This window comes from Flagellimonas marinaquae, from assembly GCF_003992675.1.
Lineage (GTDB): Bacteria > Bacteroidota > Bacteroidia > Flavobacteriales > Flavobacteriaceae > Flagellimonas > Flagellimonas marinaquae.
This window is the reverse complement of record NZ_RZMZ01000012.1, coordinates 79,285-98,392: the sequence shown is the minus strand read 5'-3', so window position 1 is coordinate 98,392 and position 19,108 is coordinate 79,285. Positions and strand designations below refer to the sequence as shown.

4 protein-coding genes are annotated in these 19,108 nt (G+C 45.0%); 1 reads left to right on the top strand and 3 read right to left on the bottom strand.

Features of this window, described 5'->3' with window-relative positions; translation table 11 throughout:
* Together EO130_RS06925 and EO130_RS06920 are read right to left on the bottom strand one after the other, a co-directional pair.
* Positions 1–6,617, bottom strand: a 6,617-nt coding sequence (locus EO130_RS06925; RefSeq protein WP_127140800.1) for a Kelch repeat-containing protein, incomplete at its 3' end; no start/stop codon positions are given.
* A 335-nt stretch (positions 6,618–6,952) separates the two neighbouring features.
* Positions 6,953–7,852 (bottom strand): hypothetical protein, encoded by a 900-nt coding sequence (locus EO130_RS06920; protein WP_127140799.1) that lies wholly within the window; start codon positions 7,850–7,852, stop codon positions 6,953–6,955.
* A 198-nt stretch (positions 7,853–8,050) separates the two neighbouring features.
* On the opposite strand from EO130_RS06920, the gene EO130_RS06915 reads away from it, so the two are divergent.
* Complete coding sequence (locus EO130_RS06915; protein ID WP_127140798.1) at positions 8,051–9,424, top strand: exopolysaccharide biosynthesis polyprenyl glycosylphosphotransferase; 1,374 nt, start codon at positions 8,051–8,053, stop codon at positions 9,422–9,424.
* 280 nt (positions 9,425–9,704) lie between these two features.
* Here EO130_RS06915 and EO130_RS06910 read toward each other — a convergent pair whose 3' ends face one another.
* A complete protein-coding gene (locus EO130_RS06910) occupies positions 9,705–18,731 on the bottom strand; it encodes a PKD domain-containing protein (RefSeq protein WP_127140797.1) in 9,027 nt (3,008 codons plus the stop codon).
* Positions 18,732–19,108: the final 377 nt, after the last annotated feature.

The window sequence follows — 19,108 nt, the reverse complement described above, 5'->3', positions numbered from 1 at the left end:
CCACCGTTGTAGGCCGTGGCAGTCAAGGTGTAGTCTCCCAAGGGAAGGTCCTGCGCTTCATAGTTGCCCGATATATCCCCGAACAGTGCGTAAGGTGCCACTCCTTCACGGCGCGAAACGGTCTCTGGGCCTGTTAATTGAAGTAGCACACTACCCGGATTGCCCAAGGTATTCGCCCGAACGTTCAGCGACTGCCCGCCCGTGGGGCCCAGGTCAAGCTGCTGTCCATCGGAAATATTGAAAAGGTCGGTGTCCGTCGATGCATCCACCAAGGTAAGGCTTGTCACGCCCTCGCTGATGGGGCCCGTCACGTTGATGGAAACCGTGTCGGTGTCGGTCTGACCGTTCGCATCGGTAACGGTGAGAACCGCACTGTACGTGCCCGTATTGGCATAGGTATGGACAGGGTCGGCATCCGTCGAGACCGCACTGCCGTCTCCAAAGTTCCATTGGTAACTGCTTATCCCCACATCGTCCACGGAATTGCTCCCCGTAAACTGTACCTCCAACGGGGCGTCGCCAGATGTTATATCGGCAGAAGCATTTGCGGTAGGAACGCCGCTACTTCCAACTTGACCAACGTACCATATGAAATCAACAGTTTCGGTACCTCCAGGATTTCCGTTATCGGTTACGGTAACGGATACGTTATATGGACTATTGTCCGCTGCCCCTGGACCTCCCATACTACCTCCCTTTTGTGATTCGGAAAGGTCTGTGAGATTGTTGGGGTTGTAATTGAAGCCATATTGGTCAACCTTGTACAAGGCAAAACGATCAATGGCATGGCCGGAGGAGCGTTCGGATATTTCCATGGTATAAGTGCCTGGATTCACGAACCATATATAAATTCCATGGGGATCATTATCACTGGTCCTTGCTTGCCAGTCATAGACCTCGGAAGAACCACCACTACGATATATTTTCAAGTAACCGTTACTGCTTGACCCTTCTGGAGTGGTTGCAGTGGTAATTCTTGATGTTCCCCTCGGAAATACGATATCCGTCTGGGAACCTTGGAGGTTTGCAATTATGGCGGCCTCATTACCGGGGTTTCCAGCAGATTCGTCAAAACCAAAGAACCAGACATCGTCGTTGTTCGGAAATCTCAACCAGTTGTCGTTTTCGTCCGTTGAGCTACCTCCCGAATAAAAATTTCTCCAATTGAATCGATACACCCCTGCTTGTGCAATGTTGATTTCATAAGGTATGGTAGACCCGTTCTGACCACTAAAACTGTTGTTATTGGCGATAATACCTATTTCCCCGTCCAAGGTGGTCAAATCCCACCCAGCGGTGCTGCCAGATTCGGCCTCCACAATCACCAATCCGTTTTCTTCGTTGAATGCTGTTCCTCCATCACTTACCATACCGCCGTCAATAGTACCCGAAATAACTCCTGTATTTTCGTCAATGGTCAAGTTGGGTGGTAATCCAGTGGCACTATAACTGAGGGTGTTGGTACTGGTCGCTTGAATTTGTAAGGAAACTATATCTCCCTCATTATTATTTTGATCACCTGGATTGGTCACCGTAAACGTACCATCTGGATTATTGCTAAGCGCTATTATTGTGGTATCTGAGTTACCGTGCTCAATAGTCAAAGTTGCAGTTTTGGTTTCATCAACCCCTGCCAATGAAACGGTAAAGGCATGGGTTTGTCCCGGACCAAGAAATACATTCGTAAGCTCCCCAGAATCAATACTAAAATCCGAGGCGTTGGCACCAGTAATTTCCATAGAGCGAACAAAAATCCCGACGTTTCCATTCACTACAGATAAATCTATTTCTATCGGTTGGGCATCCTCAAAAACAACGCTCTCAGGAGCTTGTAATGTACTGGACTGACTTGGCGTTCCTACGGGGGCATCTATTCCCAAAAACTCCATATTCTTTTGGTTTCCTCCTCCCCTGCTCGGAGATCCTGCCAATATGTGCACCCCTGGGCCAGAAACAATGGCTTGGGTTCCATGTCTTTCATGGTTTAAGTCGGGCAGTCGTGTCCAGGAAGATGAAATTGGGTCATATTCTTCTGTAATCTTCAAGGCGTCATCGGTCAATACACCATATACCACCTCATCTTCAACCTCTCCTCCAATAACAACCAATTTGTCATTAAAATTGACCGTGGCGGCTCCGCCCCTGGGGGTTGGAATATTTTGTGCACTAGGTAAGGTGCTCCAAGTGCCGTTTGTAAAATCATACACATCGACTTCGGCTATGGTAGGTGCCCAAACTCCTCCCGTACCACCAGAAAGTCTTCCCCCAGCAGCATATAGCTTATCGTCAATGATTACCGCTGAAAAATGGTCCCTTGCCCTAGGCGCATCGGTTAACGAAGTCCATGTTCCCGTGGATGGGTCATATACATCAAACCACGGTACGTATCCCCCATCATGTCCATCTGTATTTCCACCTAGGATAAAGAAGTTATCTTGATAGACCACCAATCCGGCGGACCCTCTCCGTCTGTTTTCAGGTATTTCGGGACCTTGAATCCACTCCTGACTTGAAGGGTCAAACATCCAAATAAATTCAGCTGGAACTTCGTTTGGAAAAGCATTGGTCTGAAAAGAACCAATAACCCAGATTAGGCCTTTATACTCGGTAGCTTGGAAATGGTTGAATTCCATTGGAGCTGAGTTGGCGACCGATGTCCATGTATTTGTTGTGTAATCATAAATGTCAATGGTCTGGGAATTTTCACGACCTCCCATGAGATAAAATTTGTCTCCTGCCTGCACAAAGGAATTTTCATGTCGGGCGGTATAGTTAAGGTTTTCACTTTTATCTGTCCAAAAATATTCTCCCTCTATGGTCCATTGAAAGTTTATCGTGGTAGCATCTGAGGTTATGCCATCATTGTCATCAATGGTTATGGTAACCGCATAAGGGCTTCCTTGTGCTGCATTTGCATCAACGGTACCGCCAATTTGCCCATTGGTAGGTTCAATAAAGAGTCCGGGCGGCAAGCCTTCAGCAGTGAAGGTGAGGTTGCCATCACCTCCATTGGCATCTACAATCAAACTTCCATCGAGTTGCTCTCCGAGGTTGTTGGATTGATTTGGAATATCGAACACATAAATAGGGGTATCGTTATCGGCCACATCCAAAATTTCTATTCCATTCACTAGCGGATTTTCTATAGCACCATGCAAAAACTCTATATCAATGACTCCATCACTTACTTTTACAATGCGACTGACCACACCTCCCGTTCCATGTCCGTATGTAGCAGACAGATCAATATCTTTTAAGAGTGGTAAGTCAATTCCTTCTATCAGCACATCAAAAATACGATCTCCTGGCTGGGATGTTCCCGAATAGCCGTTCCCCATATAGAGTCGTATTTCATAGTTACCATTGTTCGGAACAGGAAAAGAATAGGTCATATTCGGAGCTCCGCTTGTTGTATCAAACCGTTCCGTATTGAAGATGCCCAAAGGGGCAACATTCGCATCGACAGTAGAATGCAAATTGGTTATACCCCCCACATAGGTACTATTTGAACCGGGTTCCGACAAAAAGGGAGAGTTATTCGAGGTTTGATCAGCAACCCAGTCCATTCCGTCGTCAATGGAAGTTATTGCAGGGCCACCAGCATTCACCCTATACAATACAATACCTTCTTCTATCACTGTAACTGTGAATGATGTTTCTACAAACAGGGACTCACCATCCGTCGCCCTAACGGTAATCGTACTTTGTGCGGTGGTTGAAGGGAATGAAATAGTCAATGTACTGCCTACTATAGCTGCTCCTATTTCAGGATTGGTATTGTTCGTTACCTCATAATTTAAATTTACCACTCCTTGATTATCATCAAAAACGGTGTTTAAATCAATGATTTCATCAGAAGATCCAACGATTTTTTCCAAATCGGAGATATTCTGTACTACGGTAGGTGAACTTCCACTGATGTTCAAAAAGTCCCAGCTGCCCTCCAGTTCCACTCCTTCGGTATTTGAAGTTCCAATAAGTCCTAGCGCCAAGTCTGTTCCTGGGTTTTGAATGGCTTCCAATATAGTGCCCATTGCGCTCACTTCACCAATTTGCACAGGGCTAGCCCCATCAATTTGATATTCAAAGTTTACGGTTCCGGTCGTTGGGTCTACTATAAAATGAAACAAAATTCCGCTTTCGGGACGATTGGATTCGGCAATACCCACGGAAATTGGTGTTCCGGGAATGTCGTTTATTTCTTGTTGGACAACGAATCCATTGGTATTGACTACAAATTTGATATAATTGGATTGGGTTCCATCCCCAATAAAAAATCCCAGTTCTCCATTGGTTGCTGCCGTATTTCCATAGAGTCGTGAAGCTCCTGTGAATCCGACCATACCTCCAGTAATCCGGAAAATCCCAGTAGATGCATCGACTTGGGCACCATATTGCAGTCCTTTTTCCTGAGTATTGGTGGTTCCTAGAGCGGTTCCTGATGTCATGTGCATCGTAACGATTCCTGGTGCTCCGCCCATAACATCATTAGGGTTGGGGTCATTGGGGTCATCCCGCCTATCGATGTAATTCAACCAGTTCCCGTTTCCTATTCCGCTGTTCATAAATCCGGTGAGTCCCAAACCAAGATAACCTCCCAATCCTTGTTGATAATTAAAAAAGTCATTGGCTACGGGCAGGTTAAAGGCATCACTCCCTCCAGTACTCGGGTCACCTAATTGAAAAGGGTCTTCAATATCCGGAATACCATCGAAGTCATCATCAGTATCGTTCAAATCGGAAACCAGCGTTCCTCCTTGCAAACTATCAAAATCCGATGGTTGGGAACCCCCATTGCAGATATCGGTACCATTGTCAATTTCATCCTGATTGGAATAGCCATCAAAATCGTTATCCGCAGTGGGTTCATAACCTGGACTACCCGGTAAAATACATTCTACAAAATCAAGAGGTTCAAAAACCTGGATATTACCGCTCAAATCGCCGGTCCAAATGGTTCCGGGAAAAATTTCATCGTCATCGGTCGTGGCAATTCCCAAAATATATCCTTTGGTCCCAGACAAAAAGCTTTGGTTCAGGTTTTCCAATTGGCCATTAGCGGTCAGCTGAACCCTTCTGATATTTCCATTGCTGGCTGTTGCCAATAAATCGCCTTGCATGGCGCCATTAAAGTTTGATGCCCGGTATTCTGCAATTCCATTGGTATTTGTTCCCCAAACGGCTATTTCTCCGTCCAAGGGCCCATCGGGATTATCCTCATCTGGTCCACGCCAGTCCCCTTCAACAACATTGGCCAATTCCAAAGGAACAGGAGGCCAATCTGCCGGAAGTGCAATAGCGGGATTACTAGTATATCCACTGCCCGGTGAACTTGGGTCGTATATCTGGGTCCTAAAAACAGCACCCGCATTTCCATCTCCCGGAGCAGTATACAACCCTGCACCTGAGGGATTTGCCCTAACAGGGTTTGGATGTCCTCCATAATACTGCCCAAATACGTAGGAAGATAAGTCCGTAGTCACCAATTGCAGATGGTCTTTATTGTTGATGTGTTCACCGCCAGAATAGGATTGACTTCCTGGCTCGTTGGGATCATAATCGTTATTGACGTTGGCAGTTCCTTCATTTACAGGAAAACCGCCCCATCCCCCATTGGCTCCATTGTCGGTTACATATAGGGCACCCGATTTGGTCACAACTAAATCATAAGCATTCCTATATCCTGGCGAAAGTATTTTAACAGGTCCATTGGGCACCACTTTGGCCTGGTTCAAGCCATCATTACCCCCCCAGGGGTCGTTAACGTCTACACCGTCGTATCCAGGAGTGTCCGGGTCGGTAATGCCATTGGCATTCGGACGTGTGGGATCATCGAGTGTTGGCAAATCGTAGATATATTTTCTTCCATTGTCCAATTGAACAGGTAAACTGTCAATAGCTTCAAGGTCTATGGCCAAAACAGCCGCAGCAAGTGCATACTCAGTAGAAAAAACAAAGTTTACCGAAGGCCCTCCTCCATTAGTATGTCCGCCCTGTGCGACCAATAAATAGGGTTTACCTCCAATAGTAACTAAATCCAATCCATTAGTGGCGTGATTCTCCTCTGATCTAGGCAAGCCTCGAACAATATCCACCACATCCCATGAACTACCGGTCCAGCTGAATCTTGTAATAACCCCCGAATTGGTATCCAGGCCCACATCGCCGTTTCCTCCTCCCGAACCGGCACCGATTCTAACGTCACTGGAGGATACATAAAAGACAGGATTTTGGGCCGATCCTGTAACCACTATTCCAATGGTTTCCCTGTTATTGCACTGAAAAAAACTTCCGCTGCAGGCTGTGCCGTCATCATCATGGTTCACAATGTCTTGAATATCATCCAATACTTCCACATCGGTCACCTGATAATCGTTGGTCCCGTTTCGTTCGATGCTAAAAATGTTCACTTTTCCGTGAAGTGAGGTCACATAGAGTCGGTTATCGGGCCCAAACATCATGCCGGTCACGCCACCGCTTAAATTTTGATTTCCGTTATAATTCAGCAAGGTCTGTGAAAAGCTCACCTGTGCTGATAGTGAAGGTCCATAAATTAATAGGAAAAACAGGCAAAGGAATCCCACGAACCTATGCACTGCGGAGTAGTGTTCTTTCATTTTAGTGTTGGTTTGGTTAACGAAGTACGTTGCGTAAAGCGGAGAGAAATACTCCCCAAATAATCTGATGTTTCATATCCAAATGAACTATTACATGGGGAACGCTACGAAGATATATCACGGGCGTGAGCCTGCATTATCGGAAGGAGGCAATTAGACCAACTACCATAAAGATCGATGAACTTCATATAGAAGCAGAAGCCTATCAATCAATGGTTTAGAGCTTGTAAAGGTATTCGTGTTAAAGTAGTATATTAGGAGGGTTTGGCTTGAATTTAATTCTTGTAGAGGTTAAATATGCAACGCTGCTACGCCAAAGATCAATGGAAAGACTCTTAAACGGATTGTTGGTTTAGAAAATTGGGGTTGTTGCCAATGGGTATGGACAAGTTTTCGTTTACGCTTGCTTTTTCTTCTGTAAACACTTTCTTCTCCTTGACCTTTCTTTTCTTCTCCACCAGAACGCCATTTTCGTTCACATTGATCAAGGTGAGTTCATACTCGAATGATTCTGAATTTTTTACCAAATTGACCAAATAGACGGTCTCGTTCTGGTTCAGGATCCGATCTATAAATTCCATATACTGATCATCATCGGTTCTCAATAGGTCTTCATGAATGTACCAAGAATCCACTTTGGAAATATATTTGTCGCTAAAACGCTTTACGAAATGGTCGCTATTGAGTACCAAAAATTGATTGTTCTCTCCATTTCGTTCTTCGAGAAGCGAAATCATAGACTTCAGTTTTCTTACTTCCAAGGTATTGTTGTATACTAAAACGGAGGAATTCTTAATGTGCTTGGACACTTTTAGCGTAATGTACTTGTAGGTGTATCGGGATATGGCCAATGCGCTAAAACTCAAAATACTGTGTACAATGATAATAGAAAGCGGAACCATCAAATCCTTTTCCATGAACAGCTTTCCATTGACCACCACCAAAATAATGGTCAAAATATTAGCCAAACAAATAGCGTTGAAAATGCTATAGACCTCGCGGACGGTATCATACTTTACGTAGCCTTTATAAATACCGATAAACAGAAAAATCAAAGAGGTAAGCGCAACAATAATGGGCAATTGAATCAACATTCCATGTTTCCAGATATCTGGTAGGATAAGAGAGCACAGAAAGTAGGAAAGTACAAAGGACACACTGGTCAACAGCACATCGATTATAAAAACCAACCGTACGGGGAACATTTTATTGATGCGAAGATTGTTCTTGGTCATAACAAAATGAATGTTAGGTTTACCCAAAAATAGAATTAAAAACCCCAGAAGAAGCCTACCAATAATACTTTTCGTCCAACGTCAAAAAAATCGGGTGTTTGTATATTAAACCCTAAAATTGAACGTTTGTTTATTAGATTTTTACCTTTGGCCTTTGCGCAAAAAACAAATACCGATACCTTATTTGGCCCATAACCTATGAGTACAAAACCTCTACTGAATACTCTTGAACGAAAATCCATCCTATTTTTAGGTGACCTTACCCTAATCGGTCTATCACTTAGAAACTTTGTTTTAAGGGCAGTCGATTACCAGAACGAAGAACCTTTGTTCTATCAAATTGCCATTGTTGGAATCGGGGTGGTCATTTATTTTTTGTTGGCCTATATTTTTGAGACCTATAACTTGGAAAAGGTACCAAAATCAGTAACCTATTCCATTATCCGGATTTTCACCATTACCTTTTTGTTCACGATTTCCATCGTCTTTATCACCACCTTTTTCTTTGCCTTTGCCTATTGGCAATTGTACCTTTTGGTTTTCATGATTTTCTGCCCTATCCAGCTTTCCCTGTGGCGCTTGCTCTTTAATTATATATTCAAATTTGTGCCCACGGTAAAGCGGGTACTTTATATTTATGATGCCTCCACTGAGGATTCATTGCAGAAAAATGTGAACAACATTAATGGTGAGGAGGGCAATGAAACCTACTATAAAGTGGTGTCCACTTATCTCAATTCGGATAATAGCGATCCCATAAGTGAAAACAAATTATTGGAGAACAATATTGATTCATTGATCATCAACACAAGGAGTTATAACCATTTTTCCAAACAAATGGAAAACATGCTCGTAAACTCGCTTTTGGCTGGCAAAGAGGTACTTACCTATACCTCTTTTTATGAAAGTACCTACGAAGCATTGCCCATTGATTCCCACAATGACAGCCTTTATGAAGTCTTGCAGTTGAGCAATAACAAAATCCACTACATCCAAGGAATCGCCAATTTCACCTTCAATTTCTTTTTGACATTTATTTCCGGGCTTGCCTTTTTGTTATCGATTCCGTTTGTTTTTCTGTTGAACCTATTTTTAAATCCAGGGCCGCTCTTTTATACCCAATTAAGGGTGGGCAAACATGGTAAGGAGTATAAAGTGTTCAAATTTAGGTCGATGGTGGTGGATGCTGAGAAAAAAGGTGCCAAAATGGCCACCAAAAACGATGCTAGGGTGACCAAGTTTGGAAAAGTACTCCGTAAGTTCAGGGTGGATGAGCTGCCTCAGGTATGGTCCATTATTCGTGGAGATATGTCCTTTATTGGGCCACGCCCTGAAAGAAAGGTATTTGTGGATAAGCTCAATGAGGTTACGCCCTTTTATAATGTGAGGCACTTGGTGAAGCCCGGCATATCCGGTTGGGCTCAGGTAAAATACAAGTATGGGGAGAATTTGGAGGACTCCATTAGAAAACTGGAATACGACCTCTATTACATCAAGAACAAATCCATTGTACTGGACCTACGGATCATATTCAAAACGCTTTCTACGATTTTGTTTTCCAGAGGTATTTAAGCAACTTAAACGCTCAACCCCTAAAAGTTTAACCACTCAAAGCTGCTTGGTGTTAAATCAACCAGTTAAAAAGGAAACAAGGGCTTTTTGTCATCTAGGCAACCTATTGTCAATATGTTACCTAAATTACCCCGAACAGCCTTTTAAAACGACCGTAAAAACAACCCAATAAACCGTTTTTCGGCCAAAGACTTCCCCTTTGTAACTCTTTGCCTAGAGGGTAAAAACATAAAAAAAGGCCTCCAAATTGGAGGCCTTTTTAGTATTTATAACTCATTTCTTAATTGGAAACCAAGAACTTAATGCCTATTGGGTCTCCACTACTTAATTCAATAGTAGCGTAATACAATCCACTACGCAAGGTAAATATGGGTATTCTGTAGGTCTCAAATTCTGCGTTAAACAGTTGAGCCGGATTGTATGTGCCCACAAGCCTGCCTGTCGAATCATGTAAGTGGATTTTGGTCACCACCACTTCATCCGGCAGGTCACTAAGTTGAATACTGGCAAAATCTTCCGTAATCGGTACTGGGTTCGGAGCGATAATGGCCTTTGTGGAACTAGGCTCATTCGTATTGGGCTCATTTGGCTCAGTGACTTCGATGTTAATAGATGCCGTATTAGTCAACCCTTCACCATCGGTCACAGTAAGTTCGGCGGTATAAGTGCCAGGAGCTGTATAGGTATGGGTTGGGTCCGCTTCCGTGGAAGACGTCTCATCCCCAAAATCCCAAGCATAGCTCACTACAGCAACGTCATCTGTAGAATTGCTTCCGGTAAATGTTACCTCCAAAGGCGCTTCTCCACTTTCTGGTGTTGCGGATACGACTGCGACAGGCGCTTGATTCGTATTTCCTACTTCGGTAACTGTTATGGTTACGGTATCAGTAGCTGTAAGTCCTTCTGCATCGGTTACCGTCAACACGGCCGAATAGGTGCCCACATTGGTATAGGTATGTACAGGGTCTGCCTCAGTGGAAGAGGCCCCATCATCAAAGTTCCAAGCATAGCTTACCACTGCATCATCGTCGGTGGAAGTACTTCCTGTAAAAGTGACCTCCAAGGGCACATTTCCACTCAGCGGGGTAGCCGAAGCCACCGCGTTAGGTGCTTGGTTGCTATTCGGTTCGGATACGATAATCGTTACGGTATCTGTATCGGACAATCCCCCAGCATCGGTCACCGTAAGGCTCACGATATACTCCCCTGGTGTATTAAACGAAAGATTAGGATTCTGATCAGTTGATGTCCTACCATCAGTAAAGTCCCAGAAATAGGATTCGATACCCAAATCATCCGTAGAACCGCCACTGTTAAAGATAACAGCAAGTGGCGCTACACCTTCTGCAGGATTCGCTGTGGCCACTGCCACAGGCGCCTGGTTGCCTCCCTCCTGGGTAACCTGGATAAGTACAGAAGCTGTTGCGGTTGCTCCTTCCGTATCGGTTACCGTAAGTTCGGCGGTATAATTACCGGGCTCGGTATAGGTATGAAGAGGATCTGCCTCTGTGGAGGTATTTCCATCCCCAAAGTCCCACGCATAGGATGCCACTCCGATATTATCGGTTGAACCGCTTCCAGTGAACGAAACCTCCAAAGGTGCCTCCCCAGAATCTGGTGTCGCCGCGATAACAGCAATCGGGTTTTGATTGGTCACTGTAATGGTCACCGTATCCGTGGCTGTCAATCCTCCTCCATCGGTTACGGTTAACACCACCTCGTACACACCTGTTGCGTTAAAGATGTATGAAGGGTTTTGTTCGGTGGACGTACCGCCATCGGCAAAGTCCCAATCGTAGCTAATAATACCTATATCGTCGGAAGAACCACTTCCCGTAAAATCAACCTGCAATGGTGCCACTCCTGATTCTTGAGAGGCTGTAGCAACAGCCACTGGTGGATCATTAGGTTGATTCACCGTGATAGTGATTTCAGCGGTATCCGTCAGTCCTTCGATGTCGGTAACCGTCAAGATCGCGGTATAGATTCCCGGTGTGGTGTACACATGGGTGGGGTCCGTTTCCGCAGACAGGCTACCATCCCCAAAATCCCAGGCATAGCTATCGATATCCAAATCGTCAGAAGAGGTACTACCTGTAAAAATGACTTCCAAAGGAGCTTCGCCCTCTGTAACACTTGCTGTTGCCACGGCAACGGGAGGTACACCCGTACCCGTTACCTCAATGGTTATGCTCTTGGTGTCCGAATTTCCGTCGATATCACCAACAGTAAGGTCTACTTCGTAAGTACCTATACTATTAAAGACGTAGGTGGGGTCTGCATCTGTAGAAGTGGAACCGGGTCCATCCTTAAAGTCCCATAGATAACTGGTTACCCCCACATCATCCAAGGAGTTGCTTCCAGTGAAGTTGACCGTTAAGGGCACTACACCTGTGGTCACATCAGCCTGTGGTGCTGCAATCAACTCACCTGCACTCACGTACCATAAAAAGTCAATGGTCTCATTGCCTACAGGGTCTCCATTATCGGTTACGGTAACGGATACACTATACGGGCTGTTAACAGCTGCGCCGTCGCCTTGGGTTCCTCCTCCTTGGGGAGATTCCGGTGTATTTGTCAAGTTGTCGGGATTATAATTGTAACCATATTCGCCAACCTTGTAAAGAGCAAACCTATCGATAGCATGCCCTGCGGAACGCTCGGATATTTCCATGGTATAGGTACCTGGGTTAACAAACCATACGTATACACCGTGTGCATCATTATCGCTAGTGAGTGCCTGCCAGTCATACACCTCTGATGAACCACCACTTCGGTATATTTTTAGGTAGCCATTGCTACTTTGCCCCTCTGGTGTTGTAGCTAGAGTCTGCCTTGGGGTTCCTCCTGGGAAAACAATACCTGTTTGAGCCCCCTGCAAATTGTCGATAATAGCTTGCTCATTGGTAAAGTTTCCACCTAAATCCTTGGCGCCAAAAAACCATACATCATCATTATTTGGGAAACGCAGCCAATTATCGTTTTCATCCGTTGGACTTCCTCCTGAATAAAAACTTCTCCAATTAAAGCGATAAACACCGGCTTGGGTAATATTTATTTCATACGGGATGGTAGACCCATTTTGACTTCCTAAACTGTTGTTGTTCGCAATAATCCCAGTTTCACCATCCAAAGTAGTAATGTCCCAACCTGTGGTGTCCCCAGATTCTGCCTCCACAATGACCAATCCGTTTTCTTCGTTGAATGCAGTTCCGCCGTCGCTTACAAATCCGTCGTCAATGATTCCTGAGATTACCCCTGTATTTTCATCGATGGTCAAATCTGGTGGCAATCCTGTTGCACTGTAGGTAGTGACGTTGGGGCTGGTCGCTTCAATTTGTAAGGAAACCACATCGTTCTCATAATTAAATTGGTCCCCAGGGTTGGTCACGCCAAAGGTGGCGTCTGGATTATTGGTCAACGCAATGCTTGCCGTATTTGAATTGCCGTAATCAATGGTCAATATAGCGGTTCTATCCGCGCCGGTTCCAGCCAAGGAAATACTCAAGGTATGGGTATCGTTAACACCTATCAAGGCATTGGTCAATTCACCGGATGAAATACTGAAGTCAGCAGCGTTAGCGCCAGAAATTGCCATGGACTTCACAAATAGACCCACATTGCCATCTATGGCTCCAATATCCACATTTACGGTTTCCCCATCATTCACCACAACGGTAGCAGGTACCGAAAGTGTGCTGGCAACGGAAGGGGTACCGACTGGATTGTCTTCCCCTAAAAATTCCATGTTTTTCTGGTTTCCGCCTCCCCTACTCGGCGCTCCAGCCAAAATATGTACCCCATTTCCAGATACAATGGCTTGCGTTCCATGTCGCTCATAATTCATATCGGGCAATCGCTTCCATGAGGATGATACGGGGTCAAATTCCTCCGTTACTTTTAAGGCATCATCAGTTAACACTCCATATACTTCCTCATTCTGTACCTCTCCTCCGATTACCACCAATTTATTGTTAAAGTTGACGGCAGAGGCTCCTCCACGAGTAGTTGGGATATCTTGCCCGCTAGGTAAGGTGCTCCATGTTCCCGCAGCAAAATCATACACATCGACCTGAGAGATAGTAGGTCTCCAAGCGGTCTCACCTCCAGATTGTCTACCAGCAGCCACATATAGTTTGTTTCCTATAACCACGGCAGCAAAGTGATCCCGTGCAATGGGTGCATCGGCCAATGGTGTCCAAGTGCCGGTAGCCGGGTCATACTCATCAAACCATGGGATAAATCCACTGGTGTGTCCTGCTGTGTTTCCGCCCACGATGTAAAACTTATCATTATAGACCACCAATCCGGCAGATCCCCGTCTTCTATTTTCAGGAATCTCGGGACCTTGTATCCACTCTTGACTTACAGGGTTGAATATCCATATAAATTCAGCAGGGACCTCATTGGGGAAGTTATTGGTTTTGAAGGCTCCAATAACCCAAATGAGTCCGTTATATTCCGTGGCCTGAAAATGGTTCAATTCAAAAGGTGCAGAATCTACCAAGGAAGTCCAAGTATTACTGGTGTAGTCATAGATATCAATGGTTCTCGCATTTTCACGACCTCCCATCAAATAAAATTTATCACCAGCCTGTACAAAGGAATTTTCGTGTCTAGCCGTATAGTTTAGATTTTCGTTTTTGTCATTCCACAAATACTGTGAATCGATGGTCCAGGTAAACACTTGACTTGAAGGTGCAGACAAAGGTTTCATGGCAGTGACGACCACCGTGTGAACACCATCGTTATTAGGACCTCCGCTTGCGGCAGCCACAGAGATGGTTCCAGAAATCTCACCCGTGGATGGATTTATGGTTACCCCATCGGGCTGTCCAGCAATATAATAGGTTGCATTTTCACCAGGATCACCTCCGGTAGCGGAAGCATTAATGGTCACATTATTGGTAATCTCATTCGTTCTATCGGTAATGGCCGCCAAGGTAAAGGTTGGGTTGTTGGTATCCACTTTAAATACCTCTATGGCATTCAAGGAAGGGTTTTCTATAGGCCCGTGATTGAACAAGATATTCAATTCCCCATCAGTAACCTCGACTGGATAGGAAAGCATACCTGCTACCTCATGGCCAAAGCGGTCGATAACATCAAAATTGCTTTCCACCACGACACCTTCAATAAGGATATCAAAGATACGGTCCCCTACTTGGTTGGCTTCGTCAAAAGCATTGGCCGTGTATATATTCACCACGTAGTTCCCATTCTCTACATCCATGGTATACTCCATTTCGGGAGCGGCAGCTGGATCATAACGATCCTCTTGGAAAATTTCCGCAAATGTAGCGTTGTCCATATAGGCAGGTATAGAGCTATCCCTATTTTCGTAGATAGTACCAGCGAAATTGGTAATCGTTCCCGTATTTACGGCAAAGTTACCTCCCGTTTGAGGCCCATTTACAGAGTTGTCCTCCCACTTGGGTCCAATATCGGTGGGGCTCACCTGATTACCTCCTGCATTGATTCGAATAGCAAATGTTTCTGTAATAATCCAAGTAAAGTTGATGGAAACAGTATCACTGGTCAGGCCATCGCTGTCGTCAACCGTAACCGTTACATTGTAAGGGCTACCTGCAGGTGCGCTCGCATCAATAGTACCCCCTATTTGTCCGTTGGTCGGTTCTATGACCAATCCAGGAGGCAGTCCTGTTGCGGAATATTGTAGATTTCCGTCACCTCCAAAGGCTTGAACCCCTAAACTACCATTTAACTGCTCTCCAGCATTACCTAACTGATCAGCAATCGGGTTTACATATATAGGCGTATCATTTTCAAAGGCATCCAAAATTTCGATGGCATTGATCAGTGGGTTTTCTATGGCACCGTGTGAAAAACTTATGCTCAACGTACCATCGGTCACTTTTAGGGTATGGGTTATCACCGTTCCAATTTGATGACCATAAGTACCAGAAAGGTCGATATCGTTCAATAAGGGTAAAATAGTACCCTCGATGGCCACATCAAAAATACGTTCACCTGCCTCTGATGTTCCTTGAAAACTATTTCCCATATAGAGACGCACCTCATAGTTACCTGCCTCTGGCACGGGGAATTCATAGGTAAGGTTAGGAAGACCTGGAATCGCATCAAATCGTTCGGTTGCATAAATTTCCAATGGCGTGGTAGATTGGTCTACAGCACCATCTGCTGGCAAGGAAGAGCTCACAAAAACTTGGTCGGTACCCGCAATGGTCAAATAAGGCGAACTGTTGCCCAATTCGTCTGCCGACCATGGCAATCCACCATCAATGGCGGGTAACTCCGGTCCTCCTGCATTGACCCTAAATAGCACCACTGGAGCATCTGTTACGGTTACATTAAAGGTATCCTCCACAAAAAATCCATCTACATCCGTAGCCCTTATAGTGATATCCGTTATCGTCGTAGTGGATGGGAACGATAAGGTCAATTCATTATCATTAACAATGGCTCCAATAGTGGGGTCCGTATTCCCTTGAACACTATAGGTTAGATTGCCATCGCCAAAATCATCCTCAAAAAAGGGATCTAAATCAATGATTTCGTCAGCAGCATCGACTGCCTGGGTAATATCCGGAATTTCTTGGAACAGCGTGGGCTGTTCGCCCAAAACATTCAAGAAATCCCACGTACCTTCCAATTCCACACCAGGGGTATTGGAGGTACCCATAAATCCAACTGCCAAATCTTGATTGGTTTGTTGAATGGCATCAAGAATACTTCCTTGAGCGGTAATGGTTCCGACCGTCAAACGGCCACCGCCATCCAGTTCATATTGTAATGTCACTTCCCCATTGGAAGGGTCGACCACAAAGTAGAAAATCACTTCATTACTTGGGCGGTTTACTTCCGCAATTGGGATATTGATAGGCGACTGGGGCACATCGTTGATTTCTTGAAGGGCAGTGATACCATTTTCGGTAAGCACCATCTTAATGAAGTTACTCTGAGTACCATCTCCGATAAAGTGTCCCAATTCACCGCCTACTGCTGCGGTATTACCGTAAATACGTAAAGGGCCTTCCAAATTGACTAGATTCCCGATTACGGTGAATACACCTGTATTTTGGTCTACCTGCACTCCATATTGATATCCCTTTTCTTGTGTGTTGACTGCTCCATTTGCAGTACCCGAGGTCATGTGGGAGGTCATTAAACCTGGTGCACCACCCAATACGTCGTTGGGGTTGGGGTCGTTCGGGTCGTCCCTTCTATCCAACCAGTCCAAATAGTTAGGATTAGGATCACCATTGTTCATCAGACCTGTCATTCCAAGACCAAAAATACCCCCAAGACCTTGTTGGGTATTGAAAAGGTCATTGTTGACGGGAAGCGAAAACGCATCACTGCCGCCTACGGTGGGGTCACCGATTTGGAATGGGTCGTTTGCATCCAAAATACCATCATTATCATCATCAGGATCGTTTAGGTCGGACACAAATGGGGCTCCTGCCGATTTGTCAAAATCTGAAGGTTGTGAACCTCCATTACAGGGATCAGTACCGTTGTCCAACTCATCTTGATTGGTGTAACCATCACTATCAAAATCCGCCAAGGGATCTCCAGCTGGATTATCGCACTCGATAAAATCAGCGGGTTCCAAAACAATGATAAGTCCATTTAACGTACCTGCCCAGATGGTTCCGGGAAATATTTCCCCATCCCCATTACAGGTGATACCCAAAGCATCTCCTCCAAGCCCACTTGCAAAATTAGGAGTAAAATTCTCCAAGGTTCCATTGGCATTGAGCTCCACGCGGCGTAATGTTCCGGTATTGACACCTGCGATCAAATCTCCTTGCATAATGCCGCCAAAGTTACTGGCGGTATATTCATCGATTCCATTGGTATTGGTTCCCCAAGTAACCACAGGTTGGTCATCAGGCCCTTCCGGATTTGGCAACCCTGGTCCCCTCCAATCACCTTCCACCACATTTGCCGTTTGCACCGGAGGCCAATCTGCTGGCAAGGCAAGCGCGGGATTAGTTGTTGATCCAGGAGTTGACCCATCTGGATCGTATGTTAGCGTTCGAAATACTGGGGTAAGACCACCATCGGGGTCAGTATACAATCCCGCCCCCGTAGGGTTGGCCCTTACTGGGTTGGGGTGTCCACCATAAAAACTCCCGAAAACATAAGATTGAAGATCTGTGGTCACCAATTCCAAGTGATCTAAGTTGTTGATAAACTCACCGTCGGGGGTTGCTGATTGGCTGCCAGGCTCTGCAGGGTCATATGCATTGGTTACATTGGCCGTACCTTCGTTCACGGGAAAACCTCCCCAACCTTGGTTAGCGCCATTATCGGTAACGTATAAAGCTCCACTTTGTGTAACCACCAGGTCGTAAGCGTTTCGGTAGCCGGGCGATAAAATCTGTACCGGTCCCGTAGGGTCTACAATAGCTTGGTTTAGACCATCATTTCCTCCCCAAGGGTCATTTATATCTATCCCATTATAGCCTGGGTCGTCTGGATCTTCGATTCCATTGACGTTGGCCCTTGTCGGGTCGTCCAAGGTGGGCAAATCGTACACATACTTACGACCATTTCCATCAGTTTGCTCTGGCAAACTATTGATGGCATCCAAATTTATGGCCAAGATAGCACCCGATAATGCGTATTCACAGGTGTATACAAAGTTGGTGGATGGACCACCTCCATTGGTATGTCCGCCTTGGGCGACAATCAAATATTCCGTTCCATTGATCGTGGTTACTTCCAAACCATTGGTCGCATGGTTTTCTTCGGAACGAGGCAAACCTCTTACCAAATCGATTACATCCCACGAACTTCCGTTCCAACTCAACCTGGTAATAACACCAGAGTTGGTATCCAAACCTACATCACCATTTCCTCCTCCAGATCCCGCTCCAATTCGGAAATCACTTGAAGACACGTAAATTACTGGGTTCGATGCTGTCCCCACAACTGTTAGCCCAGTTGTCTCCCTACTGGAACAAGCATTCCCAGAACCGCTACATGGTGTCCCATCATCATCATGATTTACAATATTCTTCACCCCGGACAAGGACTCCACTCCGATTACTTCATAATCCGTGGAACTGTTCCGCTGTATGGTATAAATTTTAATCGTACCTGGGTACTCGGCAACATACAATCTACCGTCAGGACCATACATCAACGAGGTAATCCCTGCCGAAACGTTTCCATTAAAATTCAGCTGACTTTGATCAAAATTGATCTGCGCATTTACGTTTGAGTTGAAAGCGCATAGTAAAAAAACAAGGGCTATAAGTGATACCCTAAATGCATTTGAGAAGTAATTTTTTTCCATGGTGTTGAAATAAATCATAGCAATTTTGGCCAGGTTTTTTCTAGCATTCAAAAATAAAAGAATAGTCTGCTGCTGGGGAATTGGAGCATTTTTATTCGATTAAACCAAAAAGTTTCCCGTTCAACGACCATGTACACATCATTGATACCGCTTTCCTTATCTGGACAAAAAATAAATAGGAAATAAAGGGGACGAAATTCAGGTTTACCCACAGCATAGCATGTAGCTAAAACATACTATTCCGGCTATAATTGAGTGAACAAAACCTTACAATATAATTAGTATATAAGCTACAAGAAAGACAGTGCTTACTAGAATTTACCATTAGGGAGATACAGATGAATGGCATGCAATCCCATCAAAACTGCATTCCATCAAAAATAGGTGTACTGCTA